The sequence below is a fragment of the Enterococcus sp. M190262 genome, assembly GCF_005843965.1.
Classification (GTDB): domain Bacteria; phylum Bacillota; class Bacilli; order Lactobacillales; family Enterococcaceae; genus Enterococcus_D; species Enterococcus_D gallinarum.
This window is the reverse complement of the sequence record NZ_CP040461.1, coordinates 381545-398744: the sequence shown is the minus strand read 5'-3', so window position 1 is coordinate 398744 and position 17200 is coordinate 381545. Positions and strand designations below refer to the sequence as shown.

At 40.6% G+C, this 17200-nt stretch carries 15 protein-coding genes; 14 read left to right on the top strand and 1 reads right to left on the bottom strand.

The features are described 5' to 3' along the window. Positions 1–44 precede the first annotated feature (44 nt). From FE005_RS01780 to FE005_RS16965, 9 genes are all read left to right on the top strand, one after another. Entirely contained in the window at positions 45–2771 is a 2727-nt protein-coding gene (locus FE005_RS01780) for a sigma 54-interacting transcriptional regulator (RefSeq protein ID WP_138371216.1), read from the top strand. A gap of 10 nt (positions 2772–2781) precedes the next feature. Then, entirely contained in the window at positions 2782–3408 is a 627-nt protein-coding gene (locus tag FE005_RS01775; protein WP_138371215.1) for an HAD family phosphatase, read from the top strand. A gap of 469 nt (positions 3409–3877) precedes the next feature. Beyond that, the gene (gene xrtG / locus FE005_RS01770) at positions 3878–4480 is read left to right on the top strand and encodes an exosortase family protein XrtG (protein ID WP_113849266.1); all 603 of its coding nucleotides are present in this window, start codon (positions 3878–3880) and stop codon (positions 4478–4480) included. Beyond that, positions 4480–5814, top strand: a complete 1335-nt coding sequence (locus FE005_RS01765; protein ID WP_138371214.1) for a TIGR03111 family XrtG-associated glycosyltransferase — start codon at positions 4480–4482, stop codon at positions 5812–5814. Before xrtG ends, FE005_RS01765 begins: the two co-directional genes overlap by 1 nt. Before the next feature lie 6 nt (positions 5815–5820). After that, a complete protein-coding gene (locus FE005_RS01760; protein WP_113849268.1) occupies positions 5821–6192 on the top strand; it encodes a 6-carboxytetrahydropterin synthase in 372 nt (123 codons plus the stop codon). A gap of 13 nt (positions 6193–6205) precedes the next feature. Continuing rightward, positions 6206–7747 carry a TIGR03766 family XrtG-associated glycosyltransferase gene (locus FE005_RS01755; RefSeq protein ID WP_138371213.1) on the top strand — a complete coding sequence of 514 codons (1542 nt, stop codon included), beginning with the start codon at positions 6206–6208 and terminating at the stop codon, positions 7745–7747. After that, on the top strand, positions 7747–8454 hold the full coding sequence (locus tag FE005_RS01750; protein WP_138371212.1) for an EAL domain-containing protein: 708 nt from the start codon (positions 7747–7749) through the stop codon (positions 8452–8454). The genes FE005_RS01755 and FE005_RS01750 overlap by 1 nt, the downstream gene beginning before the upstream one ends. A gap of 17 nt (positions 8455–8471) precedes the next feature. Then, positions 8472–9641 carry a GGDEF domain-containing protein gene (locus tag FE005_RS01745; protein WP_138371211.1) on the top strand — a complete coding sequence of 390 codons (1170 nt, stop codon included), beginning with the start codon at positions 8472–8474 and terminating at the stop codon, positions 9639–9641. A 109-nt stretch (positions 9642–9750) separates the two neighbouring features. Continuing rightward, positions 9751–10428: a Firmicu-CTERM sorting domain-containing protein gene (locus FE005_RS16965; protein ID WP_229073454.1), complete on the top strand. Its 678-nt coding sequence runs from the start codon at positions 9751–9753 to the stop codon at positions 10426–10428. 152 nt (positions 10429–10580) lie between these two features. On the opposite strand, the gene FE005_RS01735 is transcribed toward FE005_RS16965, so the two are convergent. Beyond that, positions 10581–11576, bottom strand: a complete 996-nt coding sequence (locus FE005_RS01735; RefSeq protein WP_103300147.1) for a LacI family DNA-binding transcriptional regulator — start codon at positions 11574–11576, stop codon at positions 10581–10583. Positions 11577–11755: 179 nt separating this feature from the next. Here FE005_RS01735 and FE005_RS01730 point away from each other — a divergent pair, with 179 nt between their 5' ends. The 5 genes from FE005_RS01730 to FE005_RS01710 are packed head-to-tail and all read left to right on the top strand — an operon-like array spanning position 11756 to position 17196. Then, the gene (locus FE005_RS01730) at positions 11756–13075 is read left to right on the top strand and encodes an ABC transporter substrate-binding protein (RefSeq protein ID WP_138371210.1); all 1320 of its coding nucleotides are present in this window, start codon (positions 11756–11758) and stop codon (positions 13073–13075) included. Then, complete coding sequence (locus FE005_RS01725) at positions 13075–13950, top strand: carbohydrate ABC transporter permease (protein ID WP_003125478.1); 876 nt, start codon at positions 13075–13077, stop codon at positions 13948–13950. The genes FE005_RS01730 and FE005_RS01725 overlap by 1 nt, the downstream gene beginning before the upstream one ends. 58 nt (positions 13951–14008) lie before the next feature. Then, positions 14009–14773, top strand: coding sequence for a carbohydrate ABC transporter permease (locus FE005_RS01720; protein WP_021150439.1), 765 nt, complete (start codon positions 14009–14011; stop codon positions 14771–14773). A 12-nt stretch (positions 14774–14785) separates the two neighbouring features. Continuing rightward, positions 14786–16294, top strand: a complete 1509-nt coding sequence (locus FE005_RS01715; RefSeq protein WP_138371209.1) for an alpha-amylase family glycosyl hydrolase — start codon at positions 14786–14788, stop codon at positions 16292–16294. Then, positions 16291–17196 carry a DUF1861 family protein gene (locus FE005_RS01710; protein ID WP_086275834.1) on the top strand — a complete coding sequence of 302 codons (906 nt, stop codon included), beginning with the start codon at positions 16291–16293 and terminating at the stop codon, positions 17194–17196. The genes FE005_RS01715 and FE005_RS01710 overlap by 4 nt, the downstream gene beginning before the upstream one ends. Positions 17197–17200 lie beyond the last annotated feature (4 nt).

Below are 17200 nucleotides of genomic sequence, written 5' to 3'. Positions count from 1 at the left end.
ATGGATCTTGGAAAGAGCGTAAATTCAATGAGGGAGTGGCAAATATGAAGACGTTAAACAATTATTTATTTAAGTTGACTTCAAAAATTGAAGAGATTGATGCGGCTTGTTTCTCGGCAAATAAGATTGCCAATGCAATGAATCTGAATCGCAGTACAGTCAGCAGCTACCTGAATGAAGGCGTGCGGCAAGGGGAATTGATCAAAGTCAAAACGTATCCCGTCTTATTTTTACATAGAAAAGGCTTAGAAGATCAAGGCTATGTCCTCTCTAAGAGTGAGTATGACTCCCTTGATTTTCTAAAAAAGGACGCTCCTGAGTCCGTTTTTCAAAAAGTGATTGGTGCAACGGGAAGTTTAAAAGAGAGCATTGATCAAATAAAAACAGCGGTACTTTATCCAAATCAGGGATTGCCATTGCTGTTAGTAGGTGCCAGCGGTTCAGGAAAGACCTTTTTGGCGAGTAAAATCTATGCCTATGCATTGGAAGAACACGTCTTGCAGCCGAAAAGTCCCTACATTGCCTATAATTGTGCCCAGTATTTTAATAATCCGGAATTGCTGTCTGCTGCACTCTTTGGCTATACCAAAGGGGCTTTCACGGGTGCCAATGAGCACCATAGCGGTCTACTTGAAAAAGCGGATGGCGGGATTCTCTTTTTAGACGAAGTCCACCGGTTATCAGAAGAAGGGCAGGAGAAACTGTTCACCTTTATGGACACGGGGGAGTATTCCCCGATGGGAGACAATAGTGTCCGTCGAAAAGCCAATGTCCGGCTGATTTTTGCGACGACAGAGAACATTTACACCACTTTTTTGCCCACTTTTCTGCGAAGGTTGCCGGTGATCGTTACATTGCCTACCTTTCAGCAACGCCCTTTATCAGAAAGGCTAGCGCTGATTGATGAATTTTTCCTGAATGAGAGCAAAATCTTAGATCGGAATCTGACCGTTTCTGATCAATTGATCGATTTTTTGATGAATAGCGATTTTGATGGCAACGTGGGCAATATCAAGAATATCATTAAATATGCTTGCGGCAATGCCTATGTCCATCAGAAACAGAAGCCCACGGTTCAAATCAAATTATTGGATATGCCGATCGAATACAGCAGCAAATTCAAAGAAAATTTTACAAAGCCTCGAAAAAATTCCAGCGATCGGCACTATTCGCCTACGGATCAGAACAAAAATCTTTTAAGCACGAACAGCAACGATCTGCTGATCCAATTTTTTGATGAGATGTTTTTAGAATTTACTGAAGTCATCAATGACAACAAAAACTTCAAAGAGTACATGAATCGGCTATCGAAGAAAGTGACCCGCATTATGGATGCGTTTATTTTTCAAGAGTCCTATGATGAGGAACACTCGATTTATTCGGTATTGGTGTATCATATCCGCCAAACCATCGATTTTCTCCATGACAGCTATGGCTTTGAGCAAGACGGCAATCGTGTAATCACATTGGCAAACTATCTCTATATCAAAGGCAATTATGCCTATTTTGATGATCGAAAAGAGAACGTGGCATTGAAAGAGACATTCCGTGAATTTTTAAAAAATATTGCCGAGACGCCGTACCTTTACGCGAAAAAGATCTTGTACCACTTGTCCCAAAATCTAGACTTGACAGTCGAAGAAGAGGATATCTATTTTATGACGATCTTCTTTTATAGCTTGAATAGTGCAACGGTTCAAACTGGCGTCAAAAGTGTCGTCTTGGCTCACGGATATTCGACCGCTAGCAGTTTGGCGAATGTGGCCAATCGGATATTGGGGAAAAATGTCTTTCAAGCCTATGATATGCCGATCGATATTTCACTCCGTAAAATAGAAGCACAGATCCTTCGTTATATCAGCGAGAACCGCACTGATCATGGCTTGATTTTATTAGTCGATATGGGTTCTCTCAATCAGTTGGGCGAGTCGTTGAAAAAGCAGCTAAAAGGACCATTACTGATTATTGACCATGTGAACACCCCCTTATTATTGGAAGTGGGTCAGGCCGTATTGTCTGGGAACAGTTTGACAGAGATTAATGAGAAAATCCAAGCACAGTTTACGATTCAAAAGCAATTAGTCCTTCCTGTCGTCAAGAAGAAAAAAGCCATCATCACTTGCTGTTACACAGGGATCGGCAGTGCAAGACAGATTCAAGAAATCTTGATTCGCTGCTTGGGAGAAAAAGCTGAAGAGTTAGAGATCATTCCCTACGATTATAAAAAATTATTTGAGAATAAAAACTATGAGATTCCCTTTCAACTCTATGATGTATTAATGATCGTTGGCACAGAGAATCCGCAGATCCCCCATGTTCCTTATATTGGGTTAGACTGTTTGATCAATGGGGAGGCGATCGGGACCTTTATCAATTGCCTTTATGGCAATTTTGAGATTGAAGAGGAGACGCTAAAAGAAGATCTGATCTTTAATTTTTCCCTCAGTAAGATCGTTGAGAACTTGACGATCTTAGATGCAGATAAAGTATTGACGTCGGTCCAATCGGCCATCAGTGAAATCGAGAAACTAAGAACGCAGAAATTTTCAAATAATCAACTGTTTCTCTTGTATTTACACTGCTGTTGTATGATCGAACGTATTTTACGCAAAGAGTCTGTCGATGAACAAGAAGATCTGGCGGCTTATAAAAAAGAACATAAAAAACAAATGGAGTTGATTCATTTGGCATTCAGTAATATCGAGAAAGAATATACGATCCAAGTCCCTGATTTGGAAGTGCGCTTGCTGAACGATATTATCGAAGGATAGGAGCAGAGGTATGCAAAAAGGAATTATTTTTGATATGGATGGGGTACTGATCGATAGTGAAGTCTACTATTTCAAGCGCAGAATGAATTTCTTTGCGGAAGTACAGCTGTCACCAGGATCCCGGGCGATCAATGATTATGTGGGAAAGACAGAAGCAGAGATTTGGCAGACGCTGGTTCCAGAGAATCCTTCTTTGAGAGCAGAACTGAAAACAACTTATCGCGCTTATCAAAAGCAGCATCCCATTGATTTTGAACAAGCGTTAAGAAAAGAAGTAAAACCGGTTCTTAAAAAATTATCAGCCGCTGGCATCCCCATGGCTCTTGCTTCTTCTTCTCCACGGCGGATGATTGACGAGATGTTGACGGCGTGTCAACTGCAGTCTTATTTCTGTTATGTGATCAGTGGGGAAGAGCTGACTCAAAGCAAGCCCCATCCGGAGATCTATCAACTGGCACAAAGCCATTTAGACTGCGAGCAGATCGCAGCCGTAGAGGACTCGCCAATCGGGATTAAATCTGCCAAAGCAGCTGGTATTTATACGATTGCGCTGAAGCAGCCCTTTGATGTCGATCAAAGCCAGGCGGATCAGATGATTGACAGTCTGGAAGAGTTGTTATCTTTATTCATTGAGTAACAAACAGCGATTATCCCATCTTCCCTTTTACAGCGCGCTATCTGTGAACATTTTTCTGTTTAGTGTTGCATTCTTTGACAGGTGTTTTCAGATGGTAAATCAGTCATTCAAATAAAGGAGCGTTGACAGCGTGCTTGTCAATGCTCTTTTATTATTTTTCTTTTGTATAATTTGAGAAAACTGAGTGCACAAATAGGCGGCGATGAGTATTTATTAACAAGTCCTTGGGCTCTTTGGTGATAAAAAATAAGAGGATTTTAATATTTGCAAGAACCTATTGCCAAGTAAACCTTGCAGATTTACAATGTAAAAACGGATCATTTTCTGAAATAAATTTGATTGATTACATTTTTTTTAGTATGTAAAATAGACAAAGTGACAATGGTCTATGCTCAAAAAAGATTGTTATTTGTTGATCATAGTGACTGTTGCAACGATTAGGATGAAAAAAAAGAAAAAGGGTTGAAAAATGAACATATATGTATTGATTGGCATAGTTGTTTGGCTGTATTTGTTGTCTGTGATGAAACGCTCCAAACTCTCAGCCTTTTATTTTATTCTGGGAAGTGTCGGGCTGTTTTATTTACTGATTGTATTCAGCCGACCTTACTGGGTTTGGTTTTTGACACAATTAGTGATCAAAGTCGTGGATTTATTTGGTTCCTTTGCCAATGTGACGGAAGAATTTAGTCAGTATAGCTTGATTGTGATCCACAGCGCCAAAGAGCAGATGTCTTTGTATGTTGATTACGAGTGTTCAGGCGTCATCGAAACGGCTGCTTATCTAGGCTTGCTGGCATTTTATCCTTTATACAATCGACAGGAAAAAGTGTTTTATGCTCTCTTTGGGACGTTGTGGATTTTTGTGAGTAATGTTATCAGATTACTCTTTGTTGTGGCATTTGTTCATTTCGGCGGCAGCGATGCTTATTTCCTCGCTCACTCGATTTTGGGTCGATTGTTCTTCTATGGGCTTGTGATCACATTGTACTATCATACATTTACGTATTCTCAAGTCGCCAGAAGTTTGTATGAGAAGAAGAATCGCTTGTTTAGGAGAGGGGAGCACTGATGGATTACTTATTCAATTTAACCTTGACGCAGATGGGGTTCTGGATTACTTGGCTGTTGATTCCTTTACTCGTAGAGATCATCCCAGGCATCTATTCCACCTGTTTCTTGTTTGTGAAAAATTTCCAAAAGAAGCAACTGGACATTCCAGAAAAACTGCCCTTTATCTCAGTGATCGTACCTGTTTATAATTCAGCCGAGACACTGTATGCCTGCATTCGTTCCATCAATGAATCGACGTATCCGAATGAGAACATTCAAATTCTCTTAGCAGATAATGGCAGTACCGATGAGAGTTTTGCAGTATTCAATGAGGCGCACAATCACTTCAATCAGCTGAATATGCATTGGATCCGCACTGAACAAGGAAAAGCCCAGGCGTTGAATTCCGCGATCTATGACAGTATTGGTACTTACATTATCAATATTGATAGCGATGGGTTCTTGGAACCTACGGCACTCATGAACATGGTTTTGAAGTTCGAGAATGACTATGGCATCTCGGCAATGTCTGGTACGGTCTTAACGCAAAAAGAAGCAATCAAAAAGACCAAATCACCTATGGTTCGCTGGCTGCAAAAAAGTGAGTACATTGAGTATGCCCAGTCTTTTTTGGCTGGACGGAATGTCGAAGCGTTGAACAATCAGTTGTTCACAATGGCTGGCGCTTTCTCTGGTTTCAGAAAAGAAGTTTTGGTCAATACGTATCTTTATAATACAGACACTGTCGGTGAAGATACCGATATGACCTTTCAAATCAGGCATCGTCTGAAAGAAAAAGTTTCTTTATGCGAGAATGCTATTTTTTATGTTGAACCAATTCAAAGTGTTGACGAATTGTATATCCAACGGCAAAGATGGCAACGAGGTGAGGTAGAAGTAGCAAAAGAGTTTTCCGAAGAACAAGTCGGTTTAGGGAATTTCTTTAAAAACTTTCTGGTACGCCGCCTGATCATCGACCATACCTTCATTTTTCCAAAAATGATTTGGCTTTTCGCCAGCGCCGTTTTATTATTTTTTGGTTATACGGCAAAAATATTGCTGCTGTCCTATTTGCTGATTTACTTGCTCTATTTCGTTGACTCGCTGCTCAAATTCATCAGTATCTCTTTACTCCTGAAATCATTTAAATCTGACCAGCGATTTTACATGAAATTATGGGGAGAGGTCATTACGTTTCCACTTTACAATTTCCTTGTCTCTTGGTTCCGTTTGATTGGAATCATTAACGGAATCACGTCTCCTGCAAAATGGAATACGACGCCAATCTCTAAAGAAATGAGCCAGATCAAAGACACTATCACCCAAGATATAATGAAAATTAGAAAGAAGTGACCTCAAATGGTGGAAAAACGCTGTATCTATAAATTTAAATCTCATGTGAATGCCAGTCATGCGATGCGCTGGGAAGGTGGTATGGGTGCTAAGCATAACCATACTTGGGAAATTATTTGTGAGATCAAATCTCAAGATGATGAGATGCATCTGTTTGAAGAAATAGAAGGGGTGCTGAAAGACTTTTTCCAACCTTTCTCTGGTAGTTTTTTGAATGAAATGCCGCCCTTTTTGGAAATCAATCCCTCTGTCGAAAATGTGACCAATTATTTTTATGACCAATTATCCCTACGACTAGCAGCGATCCAAACAGAACTGATTCGCATCGAAGTAGGGGAATCACCTACTCGCTTTTATTGCATTGAAAAACAAGCATAGGTTGAGGTGGAAAATGAAATCAAAATTTTTTATCGCAGGTAATCGGATCATCAATGGTCTATTTTGCTTATTCTTTGGGTTGACACTGATCTTTGCTTTGATCTCACCAAATATGACGATCGGCGATAACTCGGTCTTTGGAACAAGCACCACTTTAGCAACCACGTTTTTCGTTTTGGGGTCCATTGCATTCATCATTGCGGTGTACTGTTATCCAAAAGTCCAGCAGTTTTTAACTTGGCTTTTTGTGACCCATCGCTATGTGACGGTCACGGTATTCGTCTTAGGAGTATTGGCTTGGCAAATCGTCTTCGTCTCGTTTTTGCATTCGGCGATCGGCTGGGATGTCGCGGCTATCCATGATGCCTTGACGGACACGACGAATCCTGAGATCGTTGCTTATTATAGTTTGAACCAAAATAACTTGCCGATTCTTTTGTGGCAGCACCAATTAGCAGAATGGTTTTCTACAACTTCTTGGCTGTTCTTTGATTCTGTCACCTTGTTCTTAGTCGATCTCTCCGTCCTATTCAATATACTGACGATTCGTCTGCTATGCAAAAAATATCTAGTGCCTGCCATTTATCTGCATGGCGCTTGGCTACTGGTATTTCCTTCGATCATTGTGCCTTATACAGATACGTGGGTTCTCCCTTTTGTTTCAGCAAGTCTATTCTTCTATGCCATCATGATTAAAAAAGAGCTTCCGACTAAATACAACCTGTTAGGTGCAGTTGGTTTGGGGATTGCTGCGGTAGTCGGTTATTTCATTAAACCTTCGGCGCTGATCCTCCTGATTGCTGTTCTATTGATCGAAGCAATCAGCTTTTTTGCCAAGAAATGGCAATCAAAAGGGCGCATCGTTTTGCTGATGATTACTTTGATTACGGCTGGCGGCACGTATGCTGTATGCAATCATCAATTAGAAAATCAACAATACATTGCCATTGACGAAAGTCGGGCCATCCCGATGATCCATTTCATGAATATTGGCTTGACGAATGACGGCGGATATAGTCCTGAAGATGCGCAAGCAATGGCAGAATTGCCAACAAAACAAGCAAAAATCGATTACTCGAAAGAAAAAATCCAAGAGCGGCTAAAAGAAAGAGGCGTTCTTGGCTATATCAGTTTTCTTTTTCAAAAGCACCGCAACAATACCGCAGATGGGACGTTTGCGTGGTTGAAAGAAGGTTCGTTCATTCAAGAAGGAGAGACTCCAAAGGGCAAAGGCTTTACCCGCTGGCTGCAAGAAGGCTATTATTTATATGGAAATCGCATTGCCGATTTTCGTTTCATGGCACAAATCTGGTGGGTGATCTGCTTGCTTATCATCGCTTTTGGTTGGAAACGGCAAGGCAAGTACGAACAGATGCTGCGGTTGAGTTTGGTAGGCGGCTTCCTCTTCCTGCTTTTGTTCGAAGGTGGGCGTAGTCGTTATTTGATCCAGTTTTTACCATTCTTTTTATTATTGGCAAGCCTTACGATGGGTGATAGTATACGTTTTGTTAAGCAAATTTTTACACTGGATCAAAGGATCAAGGGGGATAAATAATGAATTATGATGAATTGAAATTTTATGGACAGGGGATCCATCATGCAAAGACGAAGGAAATTGTTTTTTTTGAATTATTGTTGAGAAAAGAAGACAATAAAAACATTTTCCCTAAAGATTCTTATTTATCAATGATCAGCCAGCAGGAAGAGCATCAACAGTATGTAAAATGGCTGCAAAAAACATTGACCCGAATTTTAGAAGCCAACCCGACGAAGCGGTTTAGTTTTAATCTCGACCCGCAAGAACTGGAGTACGAAGAGACCTTTGATCTACTTGAGAACTTAAAGGAATACAAGCAGCGACTGATTATTGAGATCACAGAAAAACCGCCAATGAAGAGAAACTACCCTTATTTTTCCGCAGTCAATGTGGAGGCCTTCAAGAAAATCGCTCAGTATGGCTACCAAATCGCATTAGATGATATTGGCCAAGGCATCAACTCTTTGGACAATGTTTTGGAATTGAAGAATTATTTTCAGATCGTCAAATTTTCGGCATTGTCTTTTCAAAAGAAGGTTTCAGAAGATATTCTTCAGAAAATCATCGTGCTGTTTGCAAGCATCGCTGTCCAATTAGATAAGACCTTTGTCGTCGAGGGAATTGAAAATCAAACATTTGCTAGTTGGTTAGAAACAAATGTTTGTTGTTATCATCAAGGCTATCTCTACTCGACACCGGAAAAAATAGTGACCATCGATTATTAAGGAGCGTGCTATGTTTGATGGATATCATATTATGGCTATATTATACAATCGTTCGTCTAATTGTTGTTCTAGGTGTTGTATTCCTTGACTACTTGATTTATTTATCGATGAAAGAATCCATTTTTTTGAAAACGAAAGCTGTTCTTAGAAAAATTGCTTGGATTGGTATCATGATTATCAGTTTGGTGATTTTGCAAGGGGTGCCCGTGTTATCGGAAAATCTTCTGCAAGATCGCTATACCACGCTTATTCAAAATATGGATCTACAATTGATCGTTCTTTTTTATTTTTTGCATATGCTCAAAGGAACCATGATGCTGCACTTCAATGTGTTCGTATCTATTGCCATCACCTTTTATTATATGTACCAAGGGGAATACCAGACGATTCAAAATTATTTTATAGCAATCATCACGATTGTGCTGATTTACACTTGTTGTCGGATAGTCTTACAGTTAAAAGACAAAAATCTGAATAATATCGGTGTCTATTTCTTGCTGACATTATTTTATGGTGCGTCCTGGGGGTTAAAGATGTATCCGGCATTAGATTTTAGGTTTGCCGGCTATCTTTTCTTCTTACTAAACTTTGTCATGCTGATGATCATGGTTCGTATGATCAATAAGTTGGTACGAAGGCAGCTGACGAAATTCGATAATTTATCTCTTGAAGCACGAACCGATTTTTTAACAGGGATCGGGAATCGGCTGAGTTTTGATCGGGAGTTTAGCCAACGTTTTGCACTTTCTCATACCAAGGAAAATTTAGTTTTTGCTATGGTCGACATTGATTACTTTAAACGGATCAACGATGATTATGGCCATGATATCGGGGATATCATTATAAAAAACGTAGCTAAAATCATTAGTCAAACCCTTTTTCAGTACCAGCTTGAAAGTCAAGTCTTTCGTATTGGCAGGGAAGAGTTTGGGATTTTGTTTCAAGAAAAAAGCCAACACGATATTACAGAGATTTTAGAAACGATTAGTAAAAGAGTAGGTAATTTTTCTTTGAATATCCAAGGGGAAGAAGTTCGAGTTACGATTTCAGCCGGCGTTTCCCGTTGCCGAAAAACGGACACCGATAAAGAAGATCTATACAAGCGAGCAGACAAGTATTTGTATATCGCAAAAAGAGAAGGGCGCAATGCCATTTTTATGGAGGGAAAGATCAAACATATTTCGTAACGATCAAGTTTCCTTTCCTAGGAATATGTTAATGAAAACCAAAAGGAACCATGTTCATTTCTTTAGGCGGCTTTTCACCAGATTGAAGAAAGTTAGAAGGAGCAAAAAAATGAGAAAATATTATCCATTGATTTTAAGTATCTTAGCTGTAGTAAGTGTCTTTATACCAATCAATGCCCATGCGGACAATAAATACGGGATCGTCATTGACGGTGCTTTCAGTGACTGGTCAGGTTTACCGATGACGGAATTGTCTTTTTCGTATGAAAATGGACAGAACATCAAACATGCCAGTCTGGTCACCGATGAAGCAAATCTATATTTTTATTTGAACATGGCACCAGAAGGACACAATTACCATAACTTACAGCCTAGTGGACACAAGCTGACGATCGGAAACAAAGTATTCTGGATGACATTCAACAATACGTTTCCAAGTGAAGACTTATCCGTTATTGGACAAACCAAAGACGTGCAAGTCAATTTTTGGGCAGAGGATAATTCCGTTAATGTAACGATTCCCGGGAAACTTACGCGTGTAAAAACGGATTTCAGTGACACTTCCTACTCAGATGAAGTAGAAGTTGCGATTCCTTTTGAACAGCTGAAAGTAGAAGCAACCAGCAGTCAAACGATCACTTATAGCAACGCCAATCTAGGGGAACAAACCATCACAGTCACAGGAGGAAGCACCGGTCCGTGGATCCTTGCCGGAATTGCCGTCGTGATTGCAGGTTATTCTTTTTGGAAAATTAGAGGGAAATCTCTTAAAGCAATCAAGAATTAATTCGCCTTCTTTTCTGGTTTGCTGCTTGATCCAATGACTCTCGTTTCTCTTGGAGATTCGCCTGCTTCGCTTAGGGGGAAGTAACCAGTACAATAGATTCAACAAAAACAAAGCGCTAAATTCTACCTTGTGGGAGAATTTAGCGCTTTGTTTTAATTTGCTTTAATAAGTCGAACAGATTCTCGGATGTTCAGCTGCGGAACGATTTGCTGATGGACGATTGGCTCTTGGGGATGGGCGATTCGATGGACCAATGTTCGAATCGCCAACTGGCCCATAAACTGCAGATCGGTAGCGATATTTGTCAATTGAGGAATCGCCATGCGTGTAAATTCAGTTTCATCAAAACAAATCACACTGATATCTTTGGGGATCGTGTAACCAGAAGATTGAAGATAACTGTTTAACATGAAAGCTAGCCCAGAATTCACGCAAAACCATGCATCTGGCATTTGTTTTATATTCTTTAAGCTGTTAAATAAAGCACCTTGAGATTCTTCAATTTCTGTGATTTCAATCGTAGGATCATTTGTTAGATTGTGTTCTCGTAAAGCCCGTTGATACCCGCGATAACGCTCAAGATAGCTGGGAGAAAATGCTGTATCACCAATAAAGCCAATTCGCTTCATTCCATTTTCAATCAGAAGTGAGATGGCTTGGAACGTTCCGTCGGTGTTTTTTGTCAAGATGGCATCTGCTGTGAGTGAAGGATCATGGTGATCGATCAATGTGACAGGAAGCCCAGTATCAATTACTTTCTTGATGTAGGCATTTTTACTATGAGACAGGATCAGGATACCGTCATACTTTTTTAAGTTTGGCGGAAGCTTTAGGCTAAGTAAGTCTTCCTCTGTAATGGTATAAGTATCAAGTTTGATCGCTGTTTTTTGAGCTTCTACTTCTGCACTTTTAACGATCTCGCCAAAAAAACTCGTTTGAGAAAAAGCAAATTCGGTTGCCATCAATAAGAATGACATCGTGGTATCTTCATTCATCGTTTGATAACGATAGCCTAATTCATCTGCTTTGTTTTTAACGAGTAATTTGGTTTGTTGACTGACACCAGGCTTATTTCTCAACGCCTGTGAGACAGAATTTTTTGAGATGCCCAATGCATCGGCAATATCTTGCATAGAGGCTTTTTTCATATTTTCACCTTATTTCTCCTAGTCTTATATTGATTATACCATAATGTTACAAAATTAATAGCCTAAAATAATTACAAAAGTAATGTTGTAATTATAATTACGTAATGTTGGCAATTAAAATGACGAGTGGTATGATGACGGTGTAAAAAGAAATCGCTTACTATTTAGGAGGAACGATCATGAAAATGAAAAAAATGCTTTTTGGTATTGCTGCGGTAGTGGCAGGGACAGTTTTATTCACTGGTTGTAGCAATCAATCAAAAGAGAGCGGTTCTGGGGCAACTGATGGGAAGACAAAGATTACTTTTTGGGCTGCACCCAATCCAACACAATTGAAGTATTGGCAAGAAATGGCCGCAGACTTTGAGAAACAAAATGAAGACATTACAGTTGAAGTTTCTCAAATGAAGGAAAGTCCATCTTCTGAAGCAACAATCCAAAGTGCGATTGCTTCTAACACCGCACCAACATTATCTGAAAACATCAATCGTAGTTTTGCTGCCCAGTTGGCTGCTAGTCAGGCTATTTTACCATTAGAAAAACAAGATTCTTTCGATACGATCGTCAAAGCTCGTAATATGAGTCAAACCATCGATAGTTGGAAATTCTCTGATGGTAGTCAATACGTGCTACCTGTTTATTCCAATCCGATTTTGTTTGGCTGGCGATTAGATAGTTTGAAAGAATTAGGATTTGATGAAGTGCCAAGAACCTATTCAGATTTATTGAAAGTCGTCGACAAAATCAAAGGAACGGACAAAGCACTTTGGGCGAAAAAAGACTTAGCAGATCCAACGGCTTGGATGCGTTGGTTTGATTTCTTCCCACTCTACAATGCGGCCAGTGAAGGTGCGAGCTTTGTCGAAAACAATCAATTCACAGCTAATGAAGCAGCCATGACAGATGTATTTGGTTTGATGCATACATTAGCGGATGCAAAAGTACTGCGCACCGGTGAAGCAACGGATCCCTTTGAAAACGGCGATAGTATTATGACCGATTTGGGTCCTTGGACGTTCCCTAACTGGGAAGAAAAATACCCAGAGCTGAAGTTTGGTGAAAACTACACGGTTACTACGCCTGTGGTACCTGATGCTTTAGCGGATGCAGAACAAGTATCCACCTATGCAGATGCTAAAGGAATTGTGATGTACGCCCAAGCAACAGAAGAAGAACAAGCGGCAGCGATGAAATTCTTGGAATTTGTTTATTCAGATGAAAACAACGACATGAAATTACTAGAAATGACTTCGCTTATTCCAGCGCGTGATGATGCAACAGAAAACGATGCTTTCAAAGCCTACTTTGAAGAAAATCCAGCGATGAAAGTCTACGCAGAGAATGTACCGTATGCGGTTCCAGCAATGGACAACGAGAAATACAATGACATTCAGCAAGTATTTGGCGAACAAGCATGGGTGCCAGTTGTTCGGGGTGAAAAAGATGCGAAAACAGCTGTGAGCGATGCGAAGACGGCTGTCGAAGGGGCGCTTCAATAATGAGTAAGAACACAAAATTGGGCTGGTCATTTACCAGCCCCTATCTGATTTTTACATTAATTTTCTTTCTACTTCCTTTATTTTGGTCATTTTGGCTAGCATTAACGAGTTGGAATATGATTTCACCGACCGTTGAATTTGTTGGATTTCAGAATTTTATTGATGCGATAAAAAGTCCAGCGATCCAATCTGCATTCGTCGTTACATATAAATTTCTGATTATCTTTGTACCAATGGCGCTGGTTCTTTCGATGGTTATTGCACTATTAGTCAACAGCCTGCCAAAGCTGAAGGGGTTATACATGGTGGCTTTCTTCTTGCCTTATCTGTCAAGCGGGGTTGTCACTTCTTTGATCGTCAAAGGATTGCTTTCCTACAACGGTCCCTTTAATACCTTCTTGCGAACGAGACTAGGCTGGGATATTGATTGGCTAGGTAATCCCCATGCAGCCATCATCATCGTTTCTCTGATGATCGCTTGGAAGATGTCTGGCTACTATGCGCTGATCCTAATTTCGGGCTTAGGGAATATCAACAAAGAAGTGTATGAAGCAGCGGCAATCGATGGTGCGAGTCCTTGGACAAGGTTTTGGAAAATCACCTTTCCCATGTTGTACCCAGCATTCTTTACGGTTACAGTTCTGGCGGTGGGGATCAGCTTTGGTATCTTCACAGAGGTCTACCAGTTGACAGGAGGCGGACCAAACTTTGCGACCAATACATGGCAAATGGAAATCTACAATCAAGCCTTTGTTAATTTGAAATCCGGCTACGCGTCTGCAGTTGCACTAATGGCTTCTGTCGTTACTTTTGCATCTATCGGCGTTATTCGGAAGTTACTAGAAAAGTGGGGTGAAAAAAATGGTTGGCAATAAACGAACGAAGGGAAAGAACAGTGTCCTATATCTAGTAACCACCCTGGTGATGCTCCTCATGACGTTTCCTTTTGTCTATCTTGTTTTGCACTCGTTTGCTGCTTGGGATCAAGTCGATCGAAAAATTATCCCGACCACTTTTAGCTTACGTTCTTGGACGTGGCTGTTTGGCGGTTCGGCCACTTCAGCAGATGTTCCTTGGATCGGTGCATTCGTGAATACAACGATCGTGGCTACGATCGCAACGTTTTTAATGATGGTCTTTGCATTGATGGTAGGGTATGCGCTTGCCAAAATCGAATTTAAAGGGAAGAAATTCGTGAATCATTTTATTCTCTTTCAAATGTTTTTCCCAGCGATCATTTTGCTGATCCCCCAATTTCTAATGGTGACCAAAGTGGGATTATTGGATTCTTATGCTGGAATGATCATTCCGACTGCAATTAGTTTATGGGCGATTTTTATGTATACCAACTTTTTCAAAGCCATTCCCGATGCGTTGATCGAGGCTGCAAAGTTGGATGGGGCAACGGAAATGCAAGTGTTATTCAAAGTGGTATTGCCAATGTCTAAGTCGATCACAACGGTGATTTTTCTTTTCCTATTCACGGATCGTTGGACGAACCTGCTTTGGGATATGATCGTTTCAAAGAGTGATGCGACTGTTACGCTGAATGTCTTGATTTCGCAAATGTTTGGGCCCTATGGGACATATCCAGGACCAATGTATGCAGCCTCTGTGTTGCTCACGTTACCATTGATCCTTTTGTTTTTGATTTTTTCAAAACGATTCCAAGATGGGATGCAATTTACACTGAAGTAAGGAGTCCAACGAATGTGGTGGGAAAATGCTGTGTTTTATGAAATTTATATTGCCTCCTTTGCAGATAGTGATGGGGATGGAATCGGCGATATCAATGGGATTCGCAAAAAATTGCCTTATTTAAAAGAATTCGGTATAGATGCCCTCTGGCTAACACCATTTTATCCGTCTCCTAGAGTCGATAATGGGTATGATGTCTCCGATTATTGTGCGGTTGATCCTCAGTATGGTACTTTAGCCGCTTTTGATCTCCTTGTGGAAGAAGCGCATCAGCTAGAAATGAGAATTATCATTGATGTCGTAGTTAATCATACTTCTACCAAACATCCTTGGTTCATCGAATCAGCCAGTGGCAAAGAACATCCAAAGCGAGACTGGTATATTTGGCGGGATCAACCAAACAACTGGGAAAGTTTTTTTGGTGGATCTGCTTGGAAGTATGATGCGGCTACGGACCAATATTATTACCATAGCTTTGCCGAAGAGCAAGCAGACTTGAACTGGCAGAATCAAGAAGTGAAACAAGCCGTTTTTGATGTCTTGCAATTTTGGCTAGGCAGAGGTGTCGATGGGTTCCGTTTTGATGTCATCAACAATTTGACGGTCAGTGATCAATTTATTGATAATCCAGTGAGAAAAGATGGGAAACAAGATCATTGCAATGATGTGAACCAGCCGGGGATCAAACATGTGTTAAAGGAATTAAATCAGTGGATCAAAACAGTCGATCCGTCAATTTTTACAGTGGCTGAAATTAGCTCGGATCAACTAGCACGGATCAACAGTTATACAGAAGATGGATTGTTCGATACTGCATTTCATTTTAATTTGGGCAGCATGGAAGAATTGGATCTTGAGAAACTAACTAGAGATTTTAAAGAAATGAGTCGACAAAAGAAAATTCCTACGCTGTTCTTTAACAGCCACGACATGAGCCGTTCATGGCAGCGACTGGCAAAAGAAAACCGCGACATCTATCGCTTATTGACCGTGTTTCTGTTGATCAATCGTGGCATTCCCTTTTTATTTCAGGGAGAAGAACAAGGCGTCGGTGACTATTTGCCTCAGCAGCTAGCTGATATCAGGGATATTCAAGCAAAAAATAAATACCAAGAAGAACTGATTTTAAGAGGAAAGTCACACGCTTTAATAATGGCCAACCAAGTGAATCGTGACCGCTCGAGGGGCATGCTTCCGTGGCTATCAAATCAGCAAAGCGGTTGGATCGGATTGGCAGCGGTGAACCAGGAGGCGAAGGGGATTTTGGCAGATTATCAAAATCTGATTCGGTTGCGAAAAACAGAAGGACCTTTTACAGCCATCCGCAACATTGAGTTAACAGGAGATTGCTTGAGTTATCAAACGGAAAGCCTACAAATTATTTTAAATTTTGGACAGCCGATCAAGCACTCGTTAGAAGGAAATCGAAAGACCATTTTTGGAAATGGCATGTTAAGTGAAGATGGTCACTGGGTTCATCTGCCGGCAAAGGCATGTTGGATTGGAAAGGAGCAGCTATGATTTATATCAAGCAATTATTGCAGGAGTATCGAAATGAGAAAGCCAAAGTAGTCAAAGAAGCCGCAATTTTGCGATTCAGCGGTGTGGGTGATCAAGATGTTTATAATATCACTGCCCCTTTTGAATTAGCGGGGAAAGAAGTGATTGCAGGTCGCATTGAATCAAGAGACAGTGAAGTTTCCACTGTCAGTTTATTTGAAGAGGTTGAAACAAACAGGTGGACACTAATCGCTGATAGTATCGAACTTTCTTTACAGGATCCTTTTTATACTCGAATTGACGGACAAGTCATCCTTGGGGGGGTTGAAGTTGTTTTTCTAGAAGATGGCACAGCGAATTGGCGTACGGTTTTTTATCACTTGGCGACTCTTTCCGAAGCAAAGAAAATCTTTGAAGGGCCGTGGGGGATGAAAGACTTGCGCTTGAAACAATTATCTTCTGGAGAAATCCTAGTGCTGACACGACCGCAAGGAAGTAAAGGTGGCCGAGGAAAGATAGGTGCAACGATCGTTCACGCGCTTAGTGATTTGACCATTGAAATAATTACAGAAGCCCCGTTACTGTCTGACCAGTTCTGTGAAAGCGAATGGGGTGGCGGCAATGAGATCCATGAGATTGATGGCGACATTTGGGTCTTAGGCCATATCGCGAATTTCGATGATCAAGGAAATCGTCATTATTATGCGATGGTTTTCTGTCTGGAACGAAATCAATTTGCTATGACACAGGCAAAAATTATTGCAGAAAGAAACGATTTCCAACAAGGACCAATGAAACGCCCAGATTTAGAAGATGTCGTCTTTAGCGGCGGACTTCACATTTACGAAGATCATATCGTGCTATATGCTGGTATCAGTGATGCAGGCGCGCAGAAAATCAAACTAGAAAATCCATTTAGATAGAGGT

What these genes read in the sequence shown, in the direction of transcription:
- FE005_RS01780 (WP_138371216.1), top strand. Translation starts at nt 45, where the DNA reads ATGAAGACGTTAAACAATTATTTATTTAAGTTGACTTCAAAAATTGAA.
- FE005_RS01775 (WP_138371215.1), top strand. Translation starts at nt 2,782, where the DNA reads ATGCAAAAAGGAATTATTTTTGATATGGATGGGGTACTGATCGATAGT.
- xrtG (WP_113849266.1), top strand. Translation starts at nt 3,878, where the DNA reads ATGAACATATATGTATTGATTGGCATAGTTGTTTGGCTGTATTTGTTG.
- FE005_RS01765 (WP_138371214.1), top strand. Translation starts at nt 4,480, where the DNA reads ATGGATTACTTATTCAATTTAACCTTGACGCAGATGGGGTTCTGGATT.
- FE005_RS01760 (WP_113849268.1), top strand. Translation starts at nt 5,821, where the DNA reads ATGGTGGAAAAACGCTGTATCTATAAATTTAAATCTCATGTGAATGCC.
- FE005_RS01755 (WP_138371213.1), top strand. Translation starts at nt 6,206, where the DNA reads ATGAAATCAAAATTTTTTATCGCAGGTAATCGGATCATCAATGGTCTA.
- FE005_RS01750 (WP_138371212.1), top strand. Translation starts at nt 7,747, where the DNA reads ATGAATTATGATGAATTGAAATTTTATGGACAGGGGATCCATCATGCA.
- FE005_RS01745 (WP_138371211.1), top strand. Translation starts at nt 8,472, where the DNA reads ATGGATATCATATTATGGCTATATTATACAATCGTTCGTCTAATTGTT.
- FE005_RS16965 (WP_229073454.1), top strand. Translation starts at nt 9,751, where the DNA reads ATGAGAAAATATTATCCATTGATTTTAAGTATCTTAGCTGTAGTAAGT.
- FE005_RS01735 (WP_103300147.1), bottom strand. Translation starts at nt 11,576, where the DNA reads ATGAAAAAAGCCTCTATGCAAGATATTGCCGATGCATTGGGCATCTCA.
- FE005_RS01730 (WP_138371210.1), top strand. Translation starts at nt 11,756, where the DNA reads ATGAAAATGAAAAAAATGCTTTTTGGTATTGCTGCGGTAGTGGCAGGG.
- FE005_RS01725 (WP_003125478.1), top strand. Translation starts at nt 13,075, where the DNA reads ATGAGTAAGAACACAAAATTGGGCTGGTCATTTACCAGCCCCTATCTG.
- FE005_RS01720 (WP_021150439.1), top strand. Translation starts at nt 14,009, where the DNA reads ATGACGTTTCCTTTTGTCTATCTTGTTTTGCACTCGTTTGCTGCTTGG.
- FE005_RS01715 (WP_138371209.1), top strand. Translation starts at nt 14,786, where the DNA reads ATGTGGTGGGAAAATGCTGTGTTTTATGAAATTTATATTGCCTCCTTT.
- FE005_RS01710 (WP_086275834.1), top strand. Translation starts at nt 16,291, where the DNA reads ATGATTTATATCAAGCAATTATTGCAGGAGTATCGAAATGAGAAAGCC.